This is a genomic window from Streptomyces sp. NPDC001668 (assembly GCF_042893155.1).
Classification (GTDB): Bacteria; Actinomycetota; Actinomycetes; order Streptomycetales; family Streptomycetaceae; genus Streptomyces.
On sequence record NZ_JBIAUQ010000003.1, the window covers coordinates 251,943 to 268,705 of the forward strand.

General features: G+C 71.2%; 14 protein-coding genes. 4 read left to right on the top strand and 10 right to left on the bottom strand.

What is annotated here, in order from left to right; all coding sequences use genetic code 11:
* Positions 1–42 precede the first annotated feature (42 nt).
* A complete protein-coding gene (locus ACFYZ8_RS10830) occupies positions 43–723 on the top strand; it encodes a GNAT family N-acetyltransferase (protein ID WP_388534305.1) in 681 nt (226 codons plus the stop codon).
* On the opposite strand, the gene ACFYZ8_RS10835 is transcribed toward ACFYZ8_RS10830, so the two are convergent.
* From ACFYZ8_RS10835 to ACFYZ8_RS10860, 6 genes are all read right to left on the bottom strand, one after another.
* Entirely contained in the window at positions 694–1,881 is a 1,188-nt protein-coding gene (locus ACFYZ8_RS10835; RefSeq protein ID WP_388534308.1) for a hypothetical protein, read from the bottom strand. The two genes, ACFYZ8_RS10830 and ACFYZ8_RS10835, sit on opposite strands and share 30 nt — an antisense overlap.
* Entirely contained in the window at positions 1,881–2,606 is a 726-nt protein-coding gene (locus ACFYZ8_RS10840; protein WP_388534310.1) for a polysaccharide deacetylase family protein, read from the bottom strand. The genes ACFYZ8_RS10835 and ACFYZ8_RS10840 overlap by 1 nt, the downstream gene beginning before the upstream one ends.
* A gap of 28 nt (positions 2,607–2,634) precedes the next feature.
* Positions 2,635–3,138, bottom strand: coding sequence for an ATP-binding protein (locus ACFYZ8_RS10845; protein WP_388534312.1), 504 nt, complete (start codon positions 3,136–3,138; stop codon positions 2,635–2,637).
* A 262-nt stretch (positions 3,139–3,400) separates the two neighbouring features.
* Positions 3,401–4,168 carry an enoyl-CoA hydratase/isomerase family protein gene (locus ACFYZ8_RS10850; RefSeq protein ID WP_388534315.1) on the bottom strand — a complete coding sequence of 256 codons (768 nt, stop codon included), beginning with the start codon at positions 4,166–4,168 and terminating at the stop codon, positions 3,401–3,403.
* 97 nt (positions 4,169–4,265) lie between these two features.
* On the bottom strand, positions 4,266–5,504 hold the full coding sequence (locus tag ACFYZ8_RS10855) for an Ig-like domain-containing protein (protein ID WP_388534318.1): 1,239 nt from the start codon (positions 5,502–5,504) through the stop codon (positions 4,266–4,268).
* A gap of 163 nt (positions 5,505–5,667) precedes the next feature.
* The gene (locus tag ACFYZ8_RS10860) at positions 5,668–6,900 is read right to left on the bottom strand and encodes an Ig-like domain-containing protein (protein ID WP_388534319.1); all 1,233 of its coding nucleotides are present in this window, start codon (positions 6,898–6,900) and stop codon (positions 5,668–5,670) included.
* Between the two features lie 232 nt (positions 6,901–7,132).
* Here ACFYZ8_RS10860 and glgX point away from each other — a divergent pair, with 232 nt between their 5' ends.
* On the top strand, positions 7,133–9,376 hold the full coding sequence (glgX, locus tag ACFYZ8_RS10865; RefSeq protein WP_388534322.1) for a glycogen debranching protein GlgX: 2,244 nt from the start codon (positions 7,133–7,135) through the stop codon (positions 9,374–9,376).
* Between the two features lie 16 nt (positions 9,377–9,392).
* Here glgX and ACFYZ8_RS10870 read toward each other — a convergent pair whose 3' ends face one another.
* From ACFYZ8_RS10870 to ACFYZ8_RS10885, 4 genes are read right to left on the bottom strand one after another with little or no spacing between them, the layout of a single operon-like run.
* The gene (locus ACFYZ8_RS10870; RefSeq protein WP_359030869.1) at positions 9,393–10,031 is read right to left on the bottom strand and encodes a response regulator transcription factor; all 639 of its coding nucleotides are present in this window, start codon (positions 10,029–10,031) and stop codon (positions 9,393–9,395) included.
* The gene (locus ACFYZ8_RS10875) at positions 10,021–11,265 is read right to left on the bottom strand and encodes a sensor histidine kinase (protein ID WP_388534324.1); all 1,245 of its coding nucleotides are present in this window, start codon (positions 11,263–11,265) and stop codon (positions 10,021–10,023) included. Before ACFYZ8_RS10875 ends, ACFYZ8_RS10870 begins: the two co-directional genes overlap by 11 nt.
* A 25-nt stretch (positions 11,266–11,290) precedes the next feature.
* Positions 11,291–12,025 carry an ABC transporter permease gene (locus ACFYZ8_RS10880; protein ID WP_388534326.1) on the bottom strand — a complete coding sequence of 245 codons (735 nt, stop codon included), beginning with the start codon at positions 12,023–12,025 and terminating at the stop codon, positions 11,291–11,293.
* Positions 12,022–12,939, bottom strand: a complete 918-nt coding sequence (locus tag ACFYZ8_RS10885; RefSeq protein ID WP_388534327.1) for an ABC transporter ATP-binding protein — start codon at positions 12,937–12,939, stop codon at positions 12,022–12,024. Before ACFYZ8_RS10885 ends, ACFYZ8_RS10880 begins: the two co-directional genes overlap by 4 nt.
* A gap of 183 nt (positions 12,940–13,122) precedes the next feature.
* On the opposite strand from ACFYZ8_RS10885, the gene ACFYZ8_RS10890 reads away from it, so the two are divergent.
* Positions 13,123–14,901, top strand: a complete 1,779-nt coding sequence (locus tag ACFYZ8_RS10890) for an ABC transporter ATP-binding protein (RefSeq protein WP_388534329.1) — start codon at positions 13,123–13,125, stop codon at positions 14,899–14,901.
* Entirely contained in the window at positions 14,898–16,760 is a 1,863-nt protein-coding gene (locus ACFYZ8_RS10895; protein ID WP_388534332.1) for an ABC transporter ATP-binding protein, read from the top strand. Before ACFYZ8_RS10890 ends, ACFYZ8_RS10895 begins: the two co-directional genes overlap by 4 nt.
* Positions 16,761–16,763 lie beyond the last annotated feature (3 nt).

Here is a 16,763-nt window from a genome sequence, read left to right on the forward strand (position 1 = left end):
AGTGTGGACCCTGCAGTGGGAGCGGACTCGGGGAGCGGTGTGATGGAGACCTTGCGGGACATTCTCGACGCGGCGGCCCGCGGGGTGTTCCCGCCCGCGGACGGCTCCACGACGGTCGTACCGCAGGCGTGCCACCGGGACGCGGGCGTGCTGTCCTTCACGGCGCACTCGGTCGTGTTCACCGACGAGGACCCGGAGTGGATCCACGCCACCCTGCGCGGCCTGGACTGCGACGCGCTGGCCGCGACCATGAACCCGCGGTTCCTGACCGCCCTCCTGGACCGGACCGGGCGCAGGTCCGAGACCATCGACGCGATGCTGGTCGCCGACCCGCTGCCGGGCGAACCGCCGCTCGCGCTCAGGGAGATCGAGGACGCGAGCCATCCCCGCATCACCTACGCCCGCAGGCGGCGCGACGACATCCGTGCCTGGACGGCCGAGGGCGGGGTGCTGGTGACGGGGCGCGGGGTCGGCGGCCGGCTGGAGGTCTCGGTCGAGGTGGACGAGGACGTACGGCAGCGGGGGCTGGGGCGGGCACTGGTGACCGCGGCGAGGCATCTCGTCGAGGAACCGCTGTGGGCCCAGGTCTCCCCGGGGAACGCCCGCAGCATGCGGGCGTTCCAGGCGGCCGGTTACCGTCCGGTGGGCGCGGAGGCGGTACTGCTCGCCCCGGCCCCGCGGGGCGGCGGCGGTTCAGCGGAAGATGCCGGTGTGGCCGAGTGAGTACCGCCCCGGCTGCGGGTACACCGCGAGCCCGTGCGGCCCGCTGCCGACCTTGACGCGGGCCAGCTGGGCGCCGGTGCGGGTGTCGATGGCGTAGACCTCGGAGTTGTAGCGGCCGGACAGCCACAGGACCTTGCCGTCGGCGGAGACGCCGCCCATGTCGGGGCTGCCGCCGTCGGGGAGGTGCCACTTCCTGGTGATCCTGTTCTGGGTGAAGTCGAAGACGGAGACGGTGCCTTCGCCGCGGTTGGAGACGTACATCTCGCGGGAGTCGCGGCTGACGTAGAGGCCGTGGGTGCCCTTGCCGGTGGGCAGCAGGGTCGGTTTGCCGAAGGTGTCGCCGTCCAGGACCCACATCCCGTTGGCCTTCATGTCGGCGACGTAGAACCGCTTGCCGTCGGGCGAGACCTTGACGTCCTGCGGCATGGCCCCGTCGAGGGGGAGCTTCTGCTGTCCGATCACCTTCATCTTCTCGGTGTCGACCTTCAGCAGCTCTCCGCTGAACTCGCAGGACACGATGAAGTACCTCCCGTCCCGGGAGAAGTCGGCGTGGTTGACGCCGTAGCAGCTGACCGGGACCGTCTTCCTGCGCTCCATGGTGTGCGGGTCGCGGAAGACCAGTTCACGGTCGAGGGAGGCCATCACGACGGCGTACCTGCCGTTCGGAGTGAAGTAGAGGTTGTACGGGTCGTGCACCTCGACCGGCTTGCCCGCCTCGCCGGTTCTCGGGTCGATCGGCGTCAGGGTGTGCCCGCGGTCGTTGTTGACCCACAGGGTCTTCATGTCCCAGGAGGGCACGACGTGTTGGGGCTGCCGTCCGACGTGGATCGTCTCGATGACCTCGTACGTCTTCGGGTCGATCACGGAGACGGTGTCGGACTCGGTGTTGGGCACGTAGACCCGCGACGGGAAGTCCTTGACCACCGGCGACAGCCTGTTCGGACGGTCGGCCGCGTACACGTCCTTCGGATCGAGCAGGGGCGGCATCCCGGGCAGCCCCGGGGCCGGTTTCCGCACCGGTTTCACCGGGGCCGGGACGGCGGCCCGGGTGCCGCGATGCGCGGAGGCGGACGGGGCGTGGTGCTCGGTACCGCAGGCGGCGAGGGCGGCGAGCGCGGCGCCCGCGATCAGGGCGTGCTTGACAGGGGTGCGGTGCATCAGCTGAACAGCTCCGTGGTGGTCACGGCGGCCAGGCCGCGGCGGTCGAGTTCTTCCAGTACGGCGGGGAGGGCGGCGACCGTGTCGGCGTAGCCGAAGTGCAGGCTGACCACGGATCCGGCGCGGGCTTCGCCGAGCACCGTGCGGGCGACGGCCGCGGCACCGGGCGAGGTGAAGTCGAGGGAGTCGACGTCGTAGGACAGGACGTGCGGGTAGCCGGCCTCGAGGGCGAGGCGCTCGACGAGCGGGGAGGCACGGGGGGTTCTGGAGGGCCGGAACCAGCCTCCGATCGACCCGGTGAGCCGCCTCAGCCGCTGCGCGCAGCCGGCGATCTCCTGCCGGGCGTCGGCCTCGGACATCGTGTTGATGTCGAGGTGGCGCAGGGTGTGGTTGCCGAGTTCGTGTCCGCCGTCGAGGATGCGGCGGGCGATGCCGGGGTGCTCGTCGAGCCAGGTCCCGACGGCGAACACGGTGACGCGCGCGCCGTGCCGTTCGGCTTCGGTGAGGAGGGCGCGTGCGGTGGCGGGGTCGCCGGCGCCGTGGAAGGTGAGGGCGAGGCGGGGGCGGTCGCGGGGGCCGTGGGCGAGCTGGACGGGGAGGGGGTCGGGACGAGAGCTGGCGGTGGCGTGCGCGGGATGGGCGACGGCCCCGGTGGTGCCACATCCGGCGGTCAGCGCGAGACCGGCGGTGGCGAGCAGCAGGGCCCGACGATCGGTCGTAGTCACCGTCCCATTTAAGGGGTTTTGCCGTCTCTTACCGGTCAGCCACCCGCATCTCGAACCAAGTCGTCTTCCCGCGGGGCAGCAGATCGACGCCCCAGCGGTCCGACAGCTTGTCCACGAGGAACAGCCCGCGCCCGCTGACGTCCATGTCCTGCACCGGCATCAGACAGGGCAGTCCGCGGGAGGGGTCACGGACCTCTATGCGGATCCATCCGCGACGCCGTCGCATCCGCAGGCCGAACACCCGTGCCCCGGTGTGCCGTACGGCGTTGCCGACCAGTTCGGACACGAGTAACACCACATCCTCGGTCATCTTCGGAGTGAGGCCCCAGTGACGGAGGACGATCACCTGGGTCAGGCGCCGCGCGGCCGCCGCGGACTCCGGCCGGGACGGCAGCGGAACCTCGGCCTCCGTAGGGTTTCCGAACAGTTCGAGCGCCTTCAGTGCGTGCTCGTCCTCGACCGCCGGAGACCAGCGCGCCGCCGTCGTACGGCCGTCTCCCCGCGGCTGTTCGAAACCCTCCAGCCCCGCCATGCCCCCATCATGGCCGCCCACAGCGCTCCCCGGGGCCGTTCCCGACGAATACGCCCCCCGGAATGCGTCGTTCCGAAGAGGGCGATCGGCATATGCCCCAGGCACTTCGGAGCCTGCGGCAACCCTTCCGACCTGCGGTGGAGGCTCGCTGGGAGGCAATCGACGGACTCCCTCGACAAGGCAGACTTAAGGTTGCGTTAAGGCTCCCATAAACCGCCCCATCGAGGGACCCGGATCAGACATCGTGTCAATTGCAAGGGGTTCAGAGGAATTTCGCCTTGCCGGGGCCCTCTTCGACGAAGCTCTTCATGCCCCGCTCGCGGTCCTCGGTGGCGAACAGGCCCGCGAACCAGTTCCGTTCCACCGCGAGGCCCGTCTCCAGGTCGGCCTCCAGGCCCGTGTCGATCGACTCCTTCGCGGCGCGCAGCGCGATCGCCGGTCCCTGCGCGAGCTTCGCCGCCCAGGCGTGCGCCTCGCTGTACACCTCGTCGGCGGGCACGACCCGGTCCACGAGGCCCAGGGTCAGCGCCTCGTCGGCCTTGACCATACGGCCCGTGAAGATCAGGTCCTTCGCCTTGGACGGGCCGACCAGCCGGGCCAGTCGCTGGGTGCCGCCCGCGCCGGGGATCAGGCCGAGCAGGATCTCCGGCTGCCCCAGCTTGGCGTTCTCCGCGGCGATCCGGAAGTCCGCGCACAGCGCGAGTTCGCAGCCGCCGCCCAGGGCGTAGCCGGTGATGGCCGCGACGACCGGCTTGGGGATGCGGGCCACGGCCGAGAACGAGTCCTGGAGGGCGCGGGCGCGCAGGACCATCGCGGTGTGGTCCATGGTCTGCATCTCCTTGATGTCCGCGCCGGCCGCGAACACCTTCTCCCCGCCGTACAGGATCACGGCCCGCACGTCCTCACGCCGGGTCGCCTCCTCGGCGAGCTCCTTGAGCCGGTCCTGGGTGGCCACGTCCAGCGCGTTCATGGGCGGCCGGTCGAGACGGATGGTGCCGACGCCTTCGGCGACTTCGAGATTCACGGTCATGCGAGCAGGTTAACGCCGGCTAACGGGAACGGTCCCGGTGCCGTATATCACAACACCGGGACCGCTCGTCGGCGTAAGGAGTACGCCCCTTGAAGACCTACGCCTTCCACTTCTCCCACGACATGTTCCAGCCGTTGAGGCCGTTGTCCGGTGCGACCGTCGCGTCGTCGGAGTTCCTGACCACGACCACGTCGCCGATCAGCGAGTGGTTGAAGAACCAGGCCGCCGGCACACCGCTGTCGTAACCGCCCTTGACGTCGCGCAGACCCACGCAGCCGTGGCTGGCGTTGTAGTTGCCGAAGGCGTCGCCGCCCCAGTAGTTGCCGTGGAGGAAGGTGCCGGAGTCGGTGAGGCGGGAGGCGTGCGGGACGTCCTTGATGTCGTACTCGCCGCCGTAGCCGACCGTTTCGCCGTTCATCCGGGTCACCGTGAGCTTCTCGCTGATGACCATCTGGCCGTTCCAGGTGTCGTAACCGGGCTTGCCGGTGGTGACCTTGAGGGTCTTGATGGTCCTGCCGTCCTGGGTGATCTTCATCGTGTGCTTCTTGGCGTCCACGACGGAGACCTGGTTGCGGCCGATGGTGAAGGAGACGGTCTTGTCCTGCTTGCCGTAGACGCCGTCGCGGCCCTCGACCCCGTTGAGGTTGAGGTCGACGGTGACCTTGGTGCCTTCCTTCCAGTACTGCTCGGGGCGGAAGTCCAGGCGGTCGTTGCCGAACCAGTGGCCCTGGACGTCGACGGCCGGCGTGGTCTTGATGGTGATGGCCTTCTCGACGTCCTCGGGGCTGGTGATGCCCCGGGTGAAGCGGATGGAGAACGGCATTCCGACGCCGACCGTCGAGCCGTCCTCGGGCGTGAAGGTGCCGATGAAGGTGTTCTTCGGGGTGAGGGTGGTGAAGCTGGAGTCCTCGGCCGCCGTACGGCCCTCGGAGTCCTTGGCGACCGCGTGCACCGAGTACTTGGTGCCCGAGGCGAGATGGGTGGACGGCGTCCAGGAGGCGCCGTCGGCGGCTATCTGCCCGGCTATCGCGGTGCCCTTGGCGTCCTTGACCTGGACCTCGGTCAACTTGCCCTTGGTGGCACCGACCTTGAGGGCGCCACTGGTGTCCACGGACTTCGCCCCGTCCTTCGGGGTGATGGAGACGACCGCCTCGGACTGCTTGGTCCCGGTGGCGGACGAGTCGCCCTTCTCCGCCTTGGAGTCACCGCTTCCGGAACCTCCCCCGCCGCAGGCGGTGACGGCCAGCAGCAGAACGCCGAGTATCAGCGCCAGCAGCCCCTTGGTCCCGCGCCCCCGCGCGTCAACCGACGCCCCCGATATCGGTCGCACGTTCAAGTCGTTTCTCCCCTCGAAGGGCCTGGTCAGGCCCGCTCCCCGGCGTGTTCCACGAACACGTCGGCGAATATTAACCGCAGACTTTTGAGCAACGTGTCAGTCCAAGGTCACCATTCCGTCCCAACTGCGACGGAAGGCCGGGCCGGCCCACCCCCCGGTCGGGTCACTTCACCGCACTGCCCGCTTTCCACTCCTTCCATCCCATGTTCCATCCCCCGAGGCCATTGTCGGGAGCGACCTTTTTGTCATCGCTGTGGACGACCTCGACGACGTCCCCGACGAGGCTGCGGTCGAAGAACCAGCCCGCGGGCGTGTCCGAGCTGCCGCCCTTGACGTCCCTGAGCCCCACACAGCCGTGGCTGACATTGACCCTGCCGGGGGCGGTGGGAGCCCAGTAGTTGCCGTGCAGGAAGGTGCCGGAGTCGGTCAGCCGCAGGGCGTGCGGGACGTCCGGGATGTCGTACTCGCCGCCGAAGCCGACCGTGCGGCTGTTCATGCGGGTCACTTCGAGCATCTCGGTGATGACCATCTTGCCGTTGTACGTGGTGGTCTTCGGGGCACCGGCGGTGACCGGCACGGTGGCGAGCAGTTCACCGTCCCGCCTGACCTGCATGGTGTGTTTCGCGGCGTCCACCAGGGAGACCTGACTGCGGCCGACGGTGAAGGAGAAGGTCCTGTACTGGAGGCCGTAGACGCCCGACGCGCCCTCCACGTCACGGAGCCGGAGCGCGACCGTCACCCGCGTGCCCGGCGTCCAGTAGTGCTCGGGGCGGAAGTCGAGGCGGCCGTTGCCGAACCAGTGCGGGCGGATCTCGACGGGCGGCTTCGCGGTGACGCGTACGGCGCGTTCGACGGCGGCGCGGTCCTCGATCTCCCGGTTGAACTCCAGGGAGACGATCATCCCGGTGCCGACCGTGGAGCGGTTCTCGGGGCTGACGTACCCGATGAAGCGCTCCTCGGGGACGTAGGTGGTGAAGGTGGTGTGCCGGGCCGAGCGGCGGCCGTGGGCGTCGAGCGCGACCGCGTCGACCGTGTACTTGGCGGCCAGCCCCAGCTGTGCCTCGTCGGGTTCCCAGCGCAGGCCGTCGTCGGAGATGCGCCCGGGCACCGGGAACTCCTGCGCGTCCTGGGACTTGACGACGGTGACCGACTCCAGCCGCCCGCTGGGCACCCGGACCCGCAGCTTCTCCTCGGGCGGCACGCCCTTGGTGCCGTCGTCGGGGGCGACCCGGATGACGTCCTCGGGCGCGGGAGGCTTCCCGAACCCGCCGACGCCGCCGATCCCGCCACCCCCGTCCGCCGTGCAGCCGGCGGCTCCGGCCAGCAGTCCCGCCCATGTCAGTACGGCGGCCAAAGCGGCCCCCACGCGCCGAGCGCGCCCATGTCCATGCCTCACGAGGAACTCAACGACGCGGCCCACCAGGGGGAAACGTGACCTCTGGATCTACGACAACGAGGACATACCACCTTTTCTTCCTCGGGAGTCCGGCCCAACCCGGCGGAGCGAACCCGTGAGTGCGAGGCGAGCGCTGGGCAGAACAGTGGGGAGAACGACGTGAGGGGGTGCCGCGGCCGGGACGCCGTGCGCCCTTTTGCACCTCGTTCCACGAGCCGTGGGAGGCCGACCGGTGTCCAGCGCAGCCGAGCAGGAGGCGGTGACGGAAGCCGCCGAGGAGCGCCCCGCCGCGCTGGTGAACGGCGAGCGGCGGGGGATGCCGGCCGTGCCGGTGTGGCCCGGTGCGCCGACGCCGCTGGGCGCCCGCTTCCGGGTCGGCCCGGACGGGGTGGCGGGGACCAACTTCGCGCTGTGGGCGGGCGGCGCCGAGGCCGTCGAGCTGTGTCTGTTCGACGCGGACGGCAGGGAGACCCGGGCCCGGCTCAGCGAACTCACGCACGAGATCTGGCACGGCTTCGTGCCGGGTGTGATGCCCGGCCAGCGTTACGGCTACCGCGTGCACGGCCGCTGGGACCCGTGGACCGGCGGCCGCTGGAACCCGGCGAAGCTGCTCCTCGACCCGTACGCCCGCGCGGTGGACGGCGACTTCAGCCTGCCGCCCGAGGTGTACGGCCATGTCCGCGACTGGCCCGAGCAGCAGGTCGCGGACACCGTACGGGACGACCGGGACTCGGCGCCGTACGTACCGAAGGGCGTGGTCGTCCACGACGACGCCACCGACGACGAATGGATGGAGGACCGCAGGCCGAAGACGCCGTGGGCGGACTCGGTGATCTACGAGGTGCACGTACGGGGGTTCACGGCCCTGCACCCGGACATCCCGGAGGAACTGCGGGGCACCTACGCCGGGCTGGCGCACCCGGCCGCGATCGAGCACCTGGTGAAGCTGGGCGTCACGGCCGTGGAGCTGCTCCCCGTCCACCAGTTCGCGCACGAGGACCATCTGCTGCGCCGGGGCCTGAAGAACTACTGGGGCTACAACTCCATCGGCTACTTCGCGCCCCACGCGGGCTACGCCGCCTCCGGTACGACGGGCCAGCAGGTCGGCGAGTTCAAGCGCATGGTGCGCGCGCTGCACGCCGCCGGGATCGAGGTCATCCTCGACGTGGTCTACAACCACACCGCGGAGGCGGGTGAGTTGGGTCCCACGCTGTCGCTGAAGGGCATCGACAACCGGGGTTACTACCGCCTCCAGTCGGACGCCCGGCGCTACGCGGACTACACGGGCTGCGGCAACACCCTGCACGTGGTCCAGCCGCACGTCCTGCGGCTCATCACCGACTCCCTGCGCTACTGGGTGACGGAGATGGGCGTCGACGGCTTCCGCTTCGACCTCGCCGCCGCGCTGGCCCGCTCGATGCACGACGTCGACATGCTGTCCCCGTTCCTCGCGGTCATCGCCCAGGACCCGGTGCTCCGGCGCGTGAAGCTGATCGCCGAGCCGTGGGACGTGGGCTCCGGCGGCTACCAGGTGGGCGCCTTCCCACCGCTGTGGACGGAGTGGAACGACCGCTACCGCAACGCCGTACGCGACTTCTGGCGGGGCGCGCTGCCGGACGTGCGCGACCTCGGCTACCGGCTGTCGGGCTCCAGCGACCTGTACGCGTGGGGCGGGCGGCGGCCGTACGCCTCGGTCAACTTCATCACCGCGCACGACGGTTTCACCCTGCGGGACCTGGTGTCGTACGAGAGGAAGCACAACGAGGCGAACGGCGAGGGCAACCGGGACGGCACGGACGACAACCGGGCGTGGAACTGCGGGACGGAGGGGGAGACCGACGACGAGCGGGTACGGGCGCTCCGGCGGCGGCAGCTCAGGAACCTGCTCACCACGCTGCTGCTGTCGACGGGTGTGCCGATGCTGGTCGCGGGCGACGAGCTGGGCCGCACCCAGCGCGGCAACAACAACGCGTACTGCCAGGACAACGAGATCAGCTGGGTGGACTGGGCGCTGCTGGAGGACCCCGGCTGGAAGGCCCTGTTCGACCTCACCGCCCGGCTGATCGACCTGCGTCACCGGCATCCGGTGCTCAGGCGGCGGGCCTTCTTCTCGGGGCGGGCGCACTCGGCGGACGGGCTGCGCGACCTGGCCTGGTTCACGGCCCGCGGCTCCGAGATGACGGAACGGGACTGGTACGCGCCCGCCGCCAGTCTCGGCATGTATCTGTCGGGGCGGGACATCCCCGGCCGGGACGAACGCGGCGCGCCGATCGTCGACGACAGCTTCCTCGCCGTCCTGCACGCCGGCGACCGTCCGACGAGCTTCCTGCTGCCGGGGCCGCCGTGGGCGGAGCGGTACGAGGTGGTCGTCGACACGTCGAGGGAGGAGCAGGGGGAGGCGCCGGGGGTGGTGCACCGGGCGGGAGCCTCGATCACCGTTCCGGCGCGGGCCGTTCTGCTGCTGAAGGTCGGCTGAGGCGGGCGCAGGGGCCCTAGCCGAGGATCCCCCGCTGGTACGCCGTCGCGACCGCGGCTGCCCGGTCCTTCACGCCCAGCTTGGCGTACAGGTGGGTGAGATGGGTCTTCACGGTCGCCTCGCTGATGAAGAGTTCGCGGGCGATCTCGCGGTTGGAGGTGCCCTTGGCGACCAGGGCGAGCACCTCGCGCTCGCGGGCGGAGAGGGGTTCGTTGCCGTGCGCCCCGGGGGTGCGGACCGCGGAGACCAGGCGGGAGGCGACGGCCGGGGAGAGGACGGTACGGCCGTCCGCGGCGGCCCGCACGGCTGTGAACAGTTCGTCGCGCGGGGCGTCCTTGAGGAGGTAGCCGGTGGCGCCCGCCTCGATGGCGGGCAGGGTGTCGGAGTCCGTGTCGTACGTCGTCAGGACCAGGACCTTCGCGCGGGCCCGGGCGCGGGTCAGTTCCCGGATGGCGTCCACCCCGCCCCCGCCCGGCATCCGCAGGTCCATGAGGATCACGTCGGGGTCGAGCGCGGCGGCCCGCTCGACGGCCTCGACGCCGTTGCACGCCTCGCCGAGGACGGTGAAACCGGGCGCGGACTCGAACATGCCGCGCAGACCGTCCCGTACGACGGGATGGTCGTCGACGATCAGCACCGAGATGTCACCGGTCATGGCGGACCAACGGTACGCGAGCCGACAGCGCGGTGCCGTGGCCCGGTTCGGACTCGACGGTCAGGGAGCCCGCGATGCGTTCGGCGCGGGCCCGCATGCCGTCGAGGCCGAAGCCGCCGGCGCGGGTGCGGGGCGCCAGGGCGAGGGGGTCGAAGCCGACGCCGTCGTCGCGGATGTCGAGGATGACCTCGTCGGTCAGGAAGCTCAGGGTGACACCGAGGCGGGTGGCCCGCGCGTGCCGGGCCGCGTTCGAGAGGGCCTCCTGGGCGATCCTGAGCAGGGTCGCGGAGACCTCGTCGTGGAGCTGCTCGGCGGTGCCGGTGAGCGTGAACTCGGCCCGTACACCGGTGCGTTCGCCCCAGTCGGCGACCGTCTGCTTCAGCGCCTCGGGAAGCCCCGCGTCGTCCAGGGCGACCGGGGCGAGGTTGTGCACCGAGCGGCGGGCCTCGCCCAGGCTGTCGCGGGCGAGGCCCATGGCCCGGTGGACGTGGGCGCGGGCCTGGTCCTCGTCGGGGGTGTTCACGACGACCTGGAGCTGGGCGATGATCCCGGTGAGCCCCTGGGCGAGGGTGTCGTGGATCTCGGCGGCGAGCCGGCGGCGCTCGTCGGCGACGCCCGCTTCCCTTGCCTGGACGAGGAGTTGGGCGTGCAGGGCGGCGTTCTCGTCGAGCGCCTGCTGAAGGGCCTCGATGGTCGAGGCGCGCTCGCGGGAGCGCTGCTCCTCCTGCTCGGTGATGTGGGCGACCACCGACTGGAGGCCGAAGTTGGCGGCGAGCAGCGCGGCGAACCCGAGCCACTGGGCCGTGCTCGCCGGCATCAGCCCGCCCGCCTGCGCGCCCGCCACGGTGACCGCGCTCGCGAACAGTCCGAGCCGCCGCCACCGGCCCGGGATCAGCTCGTCGGCGTCCATGTAGCCGCTGGCGGCGTAGAACGCGAAGAACGGGTTGAGCCAGGTGAGGACGAAGGCGATCGCCCAGCGGACGGCGTAGTACACGGTCCCGGTCCGGGTGGGGACCCGGCCGCGGCGGGGGCGGCGGTACCGGGTGCCGTGCCACCACGTCTGGAGCAGGAGCGCGGCGCCGACCAGGGCCGCGATGAGATACCAGTCGACGGGGCCGTCCATGATGCCCGCGGAGACGACCGCGAGGACGAGACCGGTGCCGAGCAGTCCGTACGGCCCCCAGACGTGCAGCCGCTCCCAGTACCTGTCGATCCGGGCGTCCGACGCGTTCATCTCCCCAGTCTGCACGGCCCCTCCCCTACTTCCAGCGGAACCAGCGCGAGGCGGCGGCCGTGAGCAGCACCGTCCAGGCGACGAGTACGCCCAGGTGGGTCCAGCCCGGCCAGTGGCCGGCCGCGGCCCGGTTCAGCGCCTCGGCGGCGGCCCCGAACGGGGTGTACCCGACGATCCGGGCGAGGATGTCCGGCATGGTCTGCACCGGCGCCCACACGCCCGCGCAGAACATCGCCGGGAAGAACACCGCGGACCCGATGGCCCCGGCGATCTTCGTGGTCCGGGACAGCGCGGAGACCACCGCGCCCAGCGCGAGGGCGGCGAGCACGGCCAGGACCAGCGCGAGCAGATATCCGAGGGGCTGCTCGGGCAGTCGTACGGCGAAGGCGAACCGCCCGACGAGGAGGGCGAGCAGCGCGGACGCCAGGGCGGCGGCGCCGTAGACGGTCATCTGCGCGGTGAGCAGGAGGGCCGGGCGGACCGGGGTGGTGGACATGCGGCGCAGGATGCCGCGTTCGCGGTAACCGGTGAGGGTCTGCGGCATGGACTGGAGGCCGCCGACGATCAGGCCGAGGAGCACGGCCACCGGGACGTAGACGTCGATGGTCCTGAGGCCGCCGAGGTCGGGGTCGTGGTTCCGGAAGGACGGGATCGAGCCGAGGATCACCAGGAGCAGGGTCGGGAACAGCAGGATCCAGAAGAGGGCGCCGGGTTCGCGGCGGAAGAGCCGGACCTCGGTCCGCAGTACGGCGGTGTTCATGCCGTGGCCTCCTGGGTGCCGGTCTTCGTGAGGTCGAGGAACGCGTCGTCGAGGGTGGCGTCGACGACCCGGAGCTGGTGGGCGGTGACGTGCCGGCGGGCGAGCAGGGTGATCACGGCGTTCACGGTCTCGTCGGTGCCGGAGAGGGTGAGGCGGCCGTCGTGGTCCTCGATGGAGGCGAGCGCGGGCAGGGTGTTGAGCTCGTGCGCGTCGAGCGGGGCGGACGGGGTGAAGCTGATGACGGTGGCGCCCGCCGAGCGGTGGATGAGCCCGGCCGGGGTGTCCAGGGCGGCGATCCGGCCGTGGTCGATCACGGCGATCCGGTCGCAGAGGCGCTGCGCCTCCTCCATGAAGTGCGTGACGAGCAGGACGGTCACACCGCCCGCGCGGACGTCCTCGATGAGCTTCCAGGTGTCGCGGCGGGCGCGCGGGTCGAGGCCGGTGGTCAGCTCGTCCAGGACGACGATTTTCGGGTTGCCGACGAGGGCGAGCGCGATGAACAGGCGCTGTTTCTGGCCGCCGGAGAGCTTGCCGAACCGGGTGGTCAGCTTCTGGGTGAGCCCGAGACGCTCGGCCAGGGGCCGCCAGTCGAGGGGCTTGTCGTAGAAGGTGGTGTAGAGCTCCAGCGCCTCGCGGACGGTGAGTTTGGCCTGGAGTTCGCTCTCCTGGAGCTGGGCGCCGAGGACGCGGGCCACGCGCGCGTGGTCGGCGACGGGGTCGAGGCCGGTGACCCGGACGCGGCCCGCGTCGGGAATCCGCAGCCCCTCGACGCACTCGACGGTGGTGGTCTTGCCGGCGCCGTTCGGGCCGAGGATCCCGAAGATCTCGCCCTCCTCGACGGTGAAGGAGACACCGTCGACGACGGCCCGGCCGCCGTAGGACTTTCGCAGTTCGCTGACTTCGATGACGGACATGGCATCAGCGTCCCGGGCCGGGCCCCGCCGCCACATCGCCCGTCCCGCTCGACCCGGCGTCAACCGATCGGTGGATGCGGGCGTACGACCCCTCGAACACGCAGGTCGTAGGTCCATCGACGGATTCCGGTACGGCCAAAACTCGGTGGGCGTTGTCAGTGCCGATCCGTAGGCTCGCAGCTGATGTCCCTCACACATGCAACCACCCAGGACCGGTCGGCCGTGAAGACCCTGCTGCGCCTGTGGCCGTATGTCCGGCCGGTCCGCGCGCGGCTGTCGGCCGCCGCGCTCGTGGCGATCCTCGCCTCCTGTACCGGGCTGGTGATCCCGCTCGTCCTGAAGTGGATGGTGGACGGCCCGGTCGCCGACGGGGACACCGCCGGCGTCTGGCTGGGGTCGCTGTACCTGCTGCTGCTCGGGTTCGCGGAGGCCCTGCTGTTCGGGCTGCGCCGGTGGCTGGTGGCGAGACCGCTCTCCCACGTGGAGGCGGAGATGCGGGCGGACCTGTACCGGCACCTCCAGCGCCTCCCGGTGGCCTTCCACGACCGCTGGGCGTCCGGCCAGCTGCTGTCCCGGGCCACCACGGACCTCATGCTGCTGCGCATGTTCCTCGCCTTCCCGCTGACGTTCCTGCTGGTCAACGCGGTCACCATCGTGGTCGGCGTGATCATCATGCTGCTCCAGGACTGGACCCTGGGCCTGGTGATCCTCGGGCCGGCCATCCCGGTGATGGTCACCTGCGTGATCTTCGAGAAGCGGTACCACCACGTGGCGCGGCTCGCCCAGGACCAGGTGGGAGACCTCACCACGGTCGTCGAGGAGAGCGTGCTCGGCATCCGCATCATCAAGGGGTTCGGCCGTCACCGCTCCCAGGCGAGGGCGTTCCGCGAGCTCTCGGGCACCCTGCGCGGCACGGAACTGCGCAAGGCGGGCCTCCTGGCCACGATCTGGGGCGTCATCGTGACGCTGCCCGAGCTGGCGATCGGGGCGGCGCTGGTACTGGGCTGTGTGCAGGTGGCGGACGGGGATCTGTCGGCGGGAACACTGGTCGCGTTCCTGTCGACGGCTCTGGCGCTGCGCTGGCCGGTGGACTCGATCGGCTTCCTGCTGGCGATGAGCCAGGAGGCGGCGACGGCGACGGAGCGCTATTTCGAGGCGATGGACGAAGTACCGGAGGCCAACACCCCCTCCACCCGACCCCGTCGGCCCGTGGCCGCCGACGCCGGCCTGCAGTTCCACAAGGTCCGGTTCCGCTACCCGGACGCCCCCGAGGGCTCCCCGCCCGTCCTCGACCAGATCGACCTCCACATCCGGCCGGGCGAGTCCATGGCCCTGGTCGGCGCGACGGGAAGCGGCAAGACGACGCTCACCGCCCTCGTCCCCCGCCTCCACGAGATCACCTCCGGTCACATCACCCTGGACGGCGAGGACATCACCGCCATGCCCAGGGAAGAGCTGCGCTCGAAGGTCGCCGTCGCCTTCGAGGACCCCACCCTCTTCTCCGCCGCCGTCGCCGACAACGTCCTGATGGGCGCGGACGAACAGGAACTGGACCGCGCCCTCTCCGTCGCCCAGGCCGACTTCGTGCACGCCCTCCCCCAGGGCACCGGGACACAGGTCGGCGAACAGGGCCTCAGCCTCTCGGGTGGCCAGCGCCAACGCCTCGCCCTCGCGCGGGCCGTCGTGGGCAGGCCGAGGTTCCTGGTCCTGGACGACCCGCTGTCCGCCCTCGACGTCCACACGGAGGCCGCCGTCGAGGCGGCCCTGCGGGACGTACTGGCCGACACCACCGCCCTCATCGTCGCCCACCGCCCCTCCACCGTGCAGCTCGCCGACCGGGTCGCCCTGCTGTCGAACGGCCGGATCACGGCGGTCGGCACCCACCACGAACTCCTGCGCACGAACGCCGAGTACGCCCACCTGATGTCCGGTGACCCGCTGGAAGGGGAGGACGCCCGATGACGGCCCCCACGACGTCCGCGCCCGCGTCGGACGAGGAGCCCGGCCTCCCCGGGCCGAAGGACACCGACGACGCCTTCGACCAGGACCGGCTGCCCGCGCCTCCCGGAGCCACGGCCCTCCTCCTGCGCTCCCTGCTGGCCCCGATGAGGGCGCGGGTCGCCGTCACCACACTCCTGCTGCTGCTCCAGCAGGCGGCCGTGCAGGCGGGCCCGCTGCTGGTGGCGTACGCCATCGACCGCGCGGTCCCCGCCTTCCGGGACCACGACAACGGCCCGCTGATCGCGGTCGGCGCCGGCTATCTGCTGTGCGCGCTGGCCTCCGGCGGGCTCCAGTACGCGTTCATCCTGGCCTCCGCGCGCGTCAACCAGGACGTGCTGCTCGACCTGCGCGGCCGGATCTTCCGCCACGCGCAGGCGCTGAGCATCGACTTCCACGAGCGCTACACCTCGGGCCGGCTGATCTCCCGCTCGACGACGGACGTGGAGTCGCTGCGCGAACTGCTCAGCGAGGGACTTCAGGAACTCGTCACCGTCATCCTGTCGTTCCTCTACATCTCCGCCCTGCTGCTCTGGCTCGACCTCGGGCTCGGCGCGGTCGCGGTGGCGTCCTTCGTGCCGCTGTACCTGCTCGTGCGGGGCTACCGGCGGCGCGCGGGCCGGGTGTACCGGAAGCGGTCGACCGCGATCGCCGCCGTGATCGTGAAGTTCGTGGAGACGATGAACGGCATCCGGCCGGTGCGCGCGTTCCGCCGCGAGGCCGCCAACGACGCCGACTTCGCGGTGCTGAACAAGCGGCACGAGCGGGTCAACGGCGACGCGCTCCTGGAGATGGCCCGCTATGTGGTCTGTTCCCGGCTGGTCGCCAACACGGCCGTGGCGGGGATCGTGCTGTGGGGCGCCTACCGGGTGGCGCAGGACTCCCTTGAGCTGGGTGTGCTGGCGGCGGCGGTGCTGTACCTGCGGCGGCTCTACGACCCGATCGACCGGCTCGGGATGTTCCTGAACTCCTACCAGTCGGCGGCGGCCTCCCTGGAGAAGATCGCGGGCCTGCTCGCCCAGACCCCGACCGTGCCGGAGCCCTCGACGCCCAAGCAGCTCCCGGCGCTCGAGTCCTCGGACCGTCCCGGCCGCGAGGTCGTCTTCGACGGTGTCTCGTTCGGTTACCGCACCGGCGGCGAGGTGCTCCCCCGCTTCGACCTCACCCTGCCCGCCGGACAGACCGTCGCGGTGGTCGGCTCGACCGGCGCCGGGAAGTCGACCCTGGCCAAGCTCCTCGCCCGCTTCTACGACCCCTCCGACGGCCGGATCCTGCTCGACGGCGTCGACCTGCGCGAGCTCGCGATGCCCGAACTGCGGCGCGGGGTGGTCATGGTGACGCAGGAGGCCTTCCTGTTCTCCGGCACGGTCGCCGACAACATCGCGATCGGCCGCCCGGACGCCGGCCGCGAGGAGATCGAGCGGGCCGCGAAGGCGATCGGCGCGCACGACTTCATCAGCGCGCTGCCCGACGGGTACGACACGGACGTACGCAAGCGGGGCGGCCGCATCTCGGCCGGGCAGCGCCAACTCGTGGCGTTCGCACGGGCGTTGCTCGCCGACCCCGCGGTGCTGATCCTGGACGAGGCGACCAGCTCGCTCGACGTCCCGGGCGAGCGAGCGGTGCAGCGCGCGATGGCGACGGTCCTGAAGGGCCGTACGGCGGTGGTGATCGCGCACCGGCTGTCGACCGTGGAGATCGCCGACCGGGTGCTGGTCATGGAGCACGGCAGGATCGTCGAGGACGGCACACCGGCCGAACTCGTCGCGGGTACGGGCCGGTTCGCGGATCTGCACCGGGCGTGGCGGGACAGTCTGGCGTGAGCC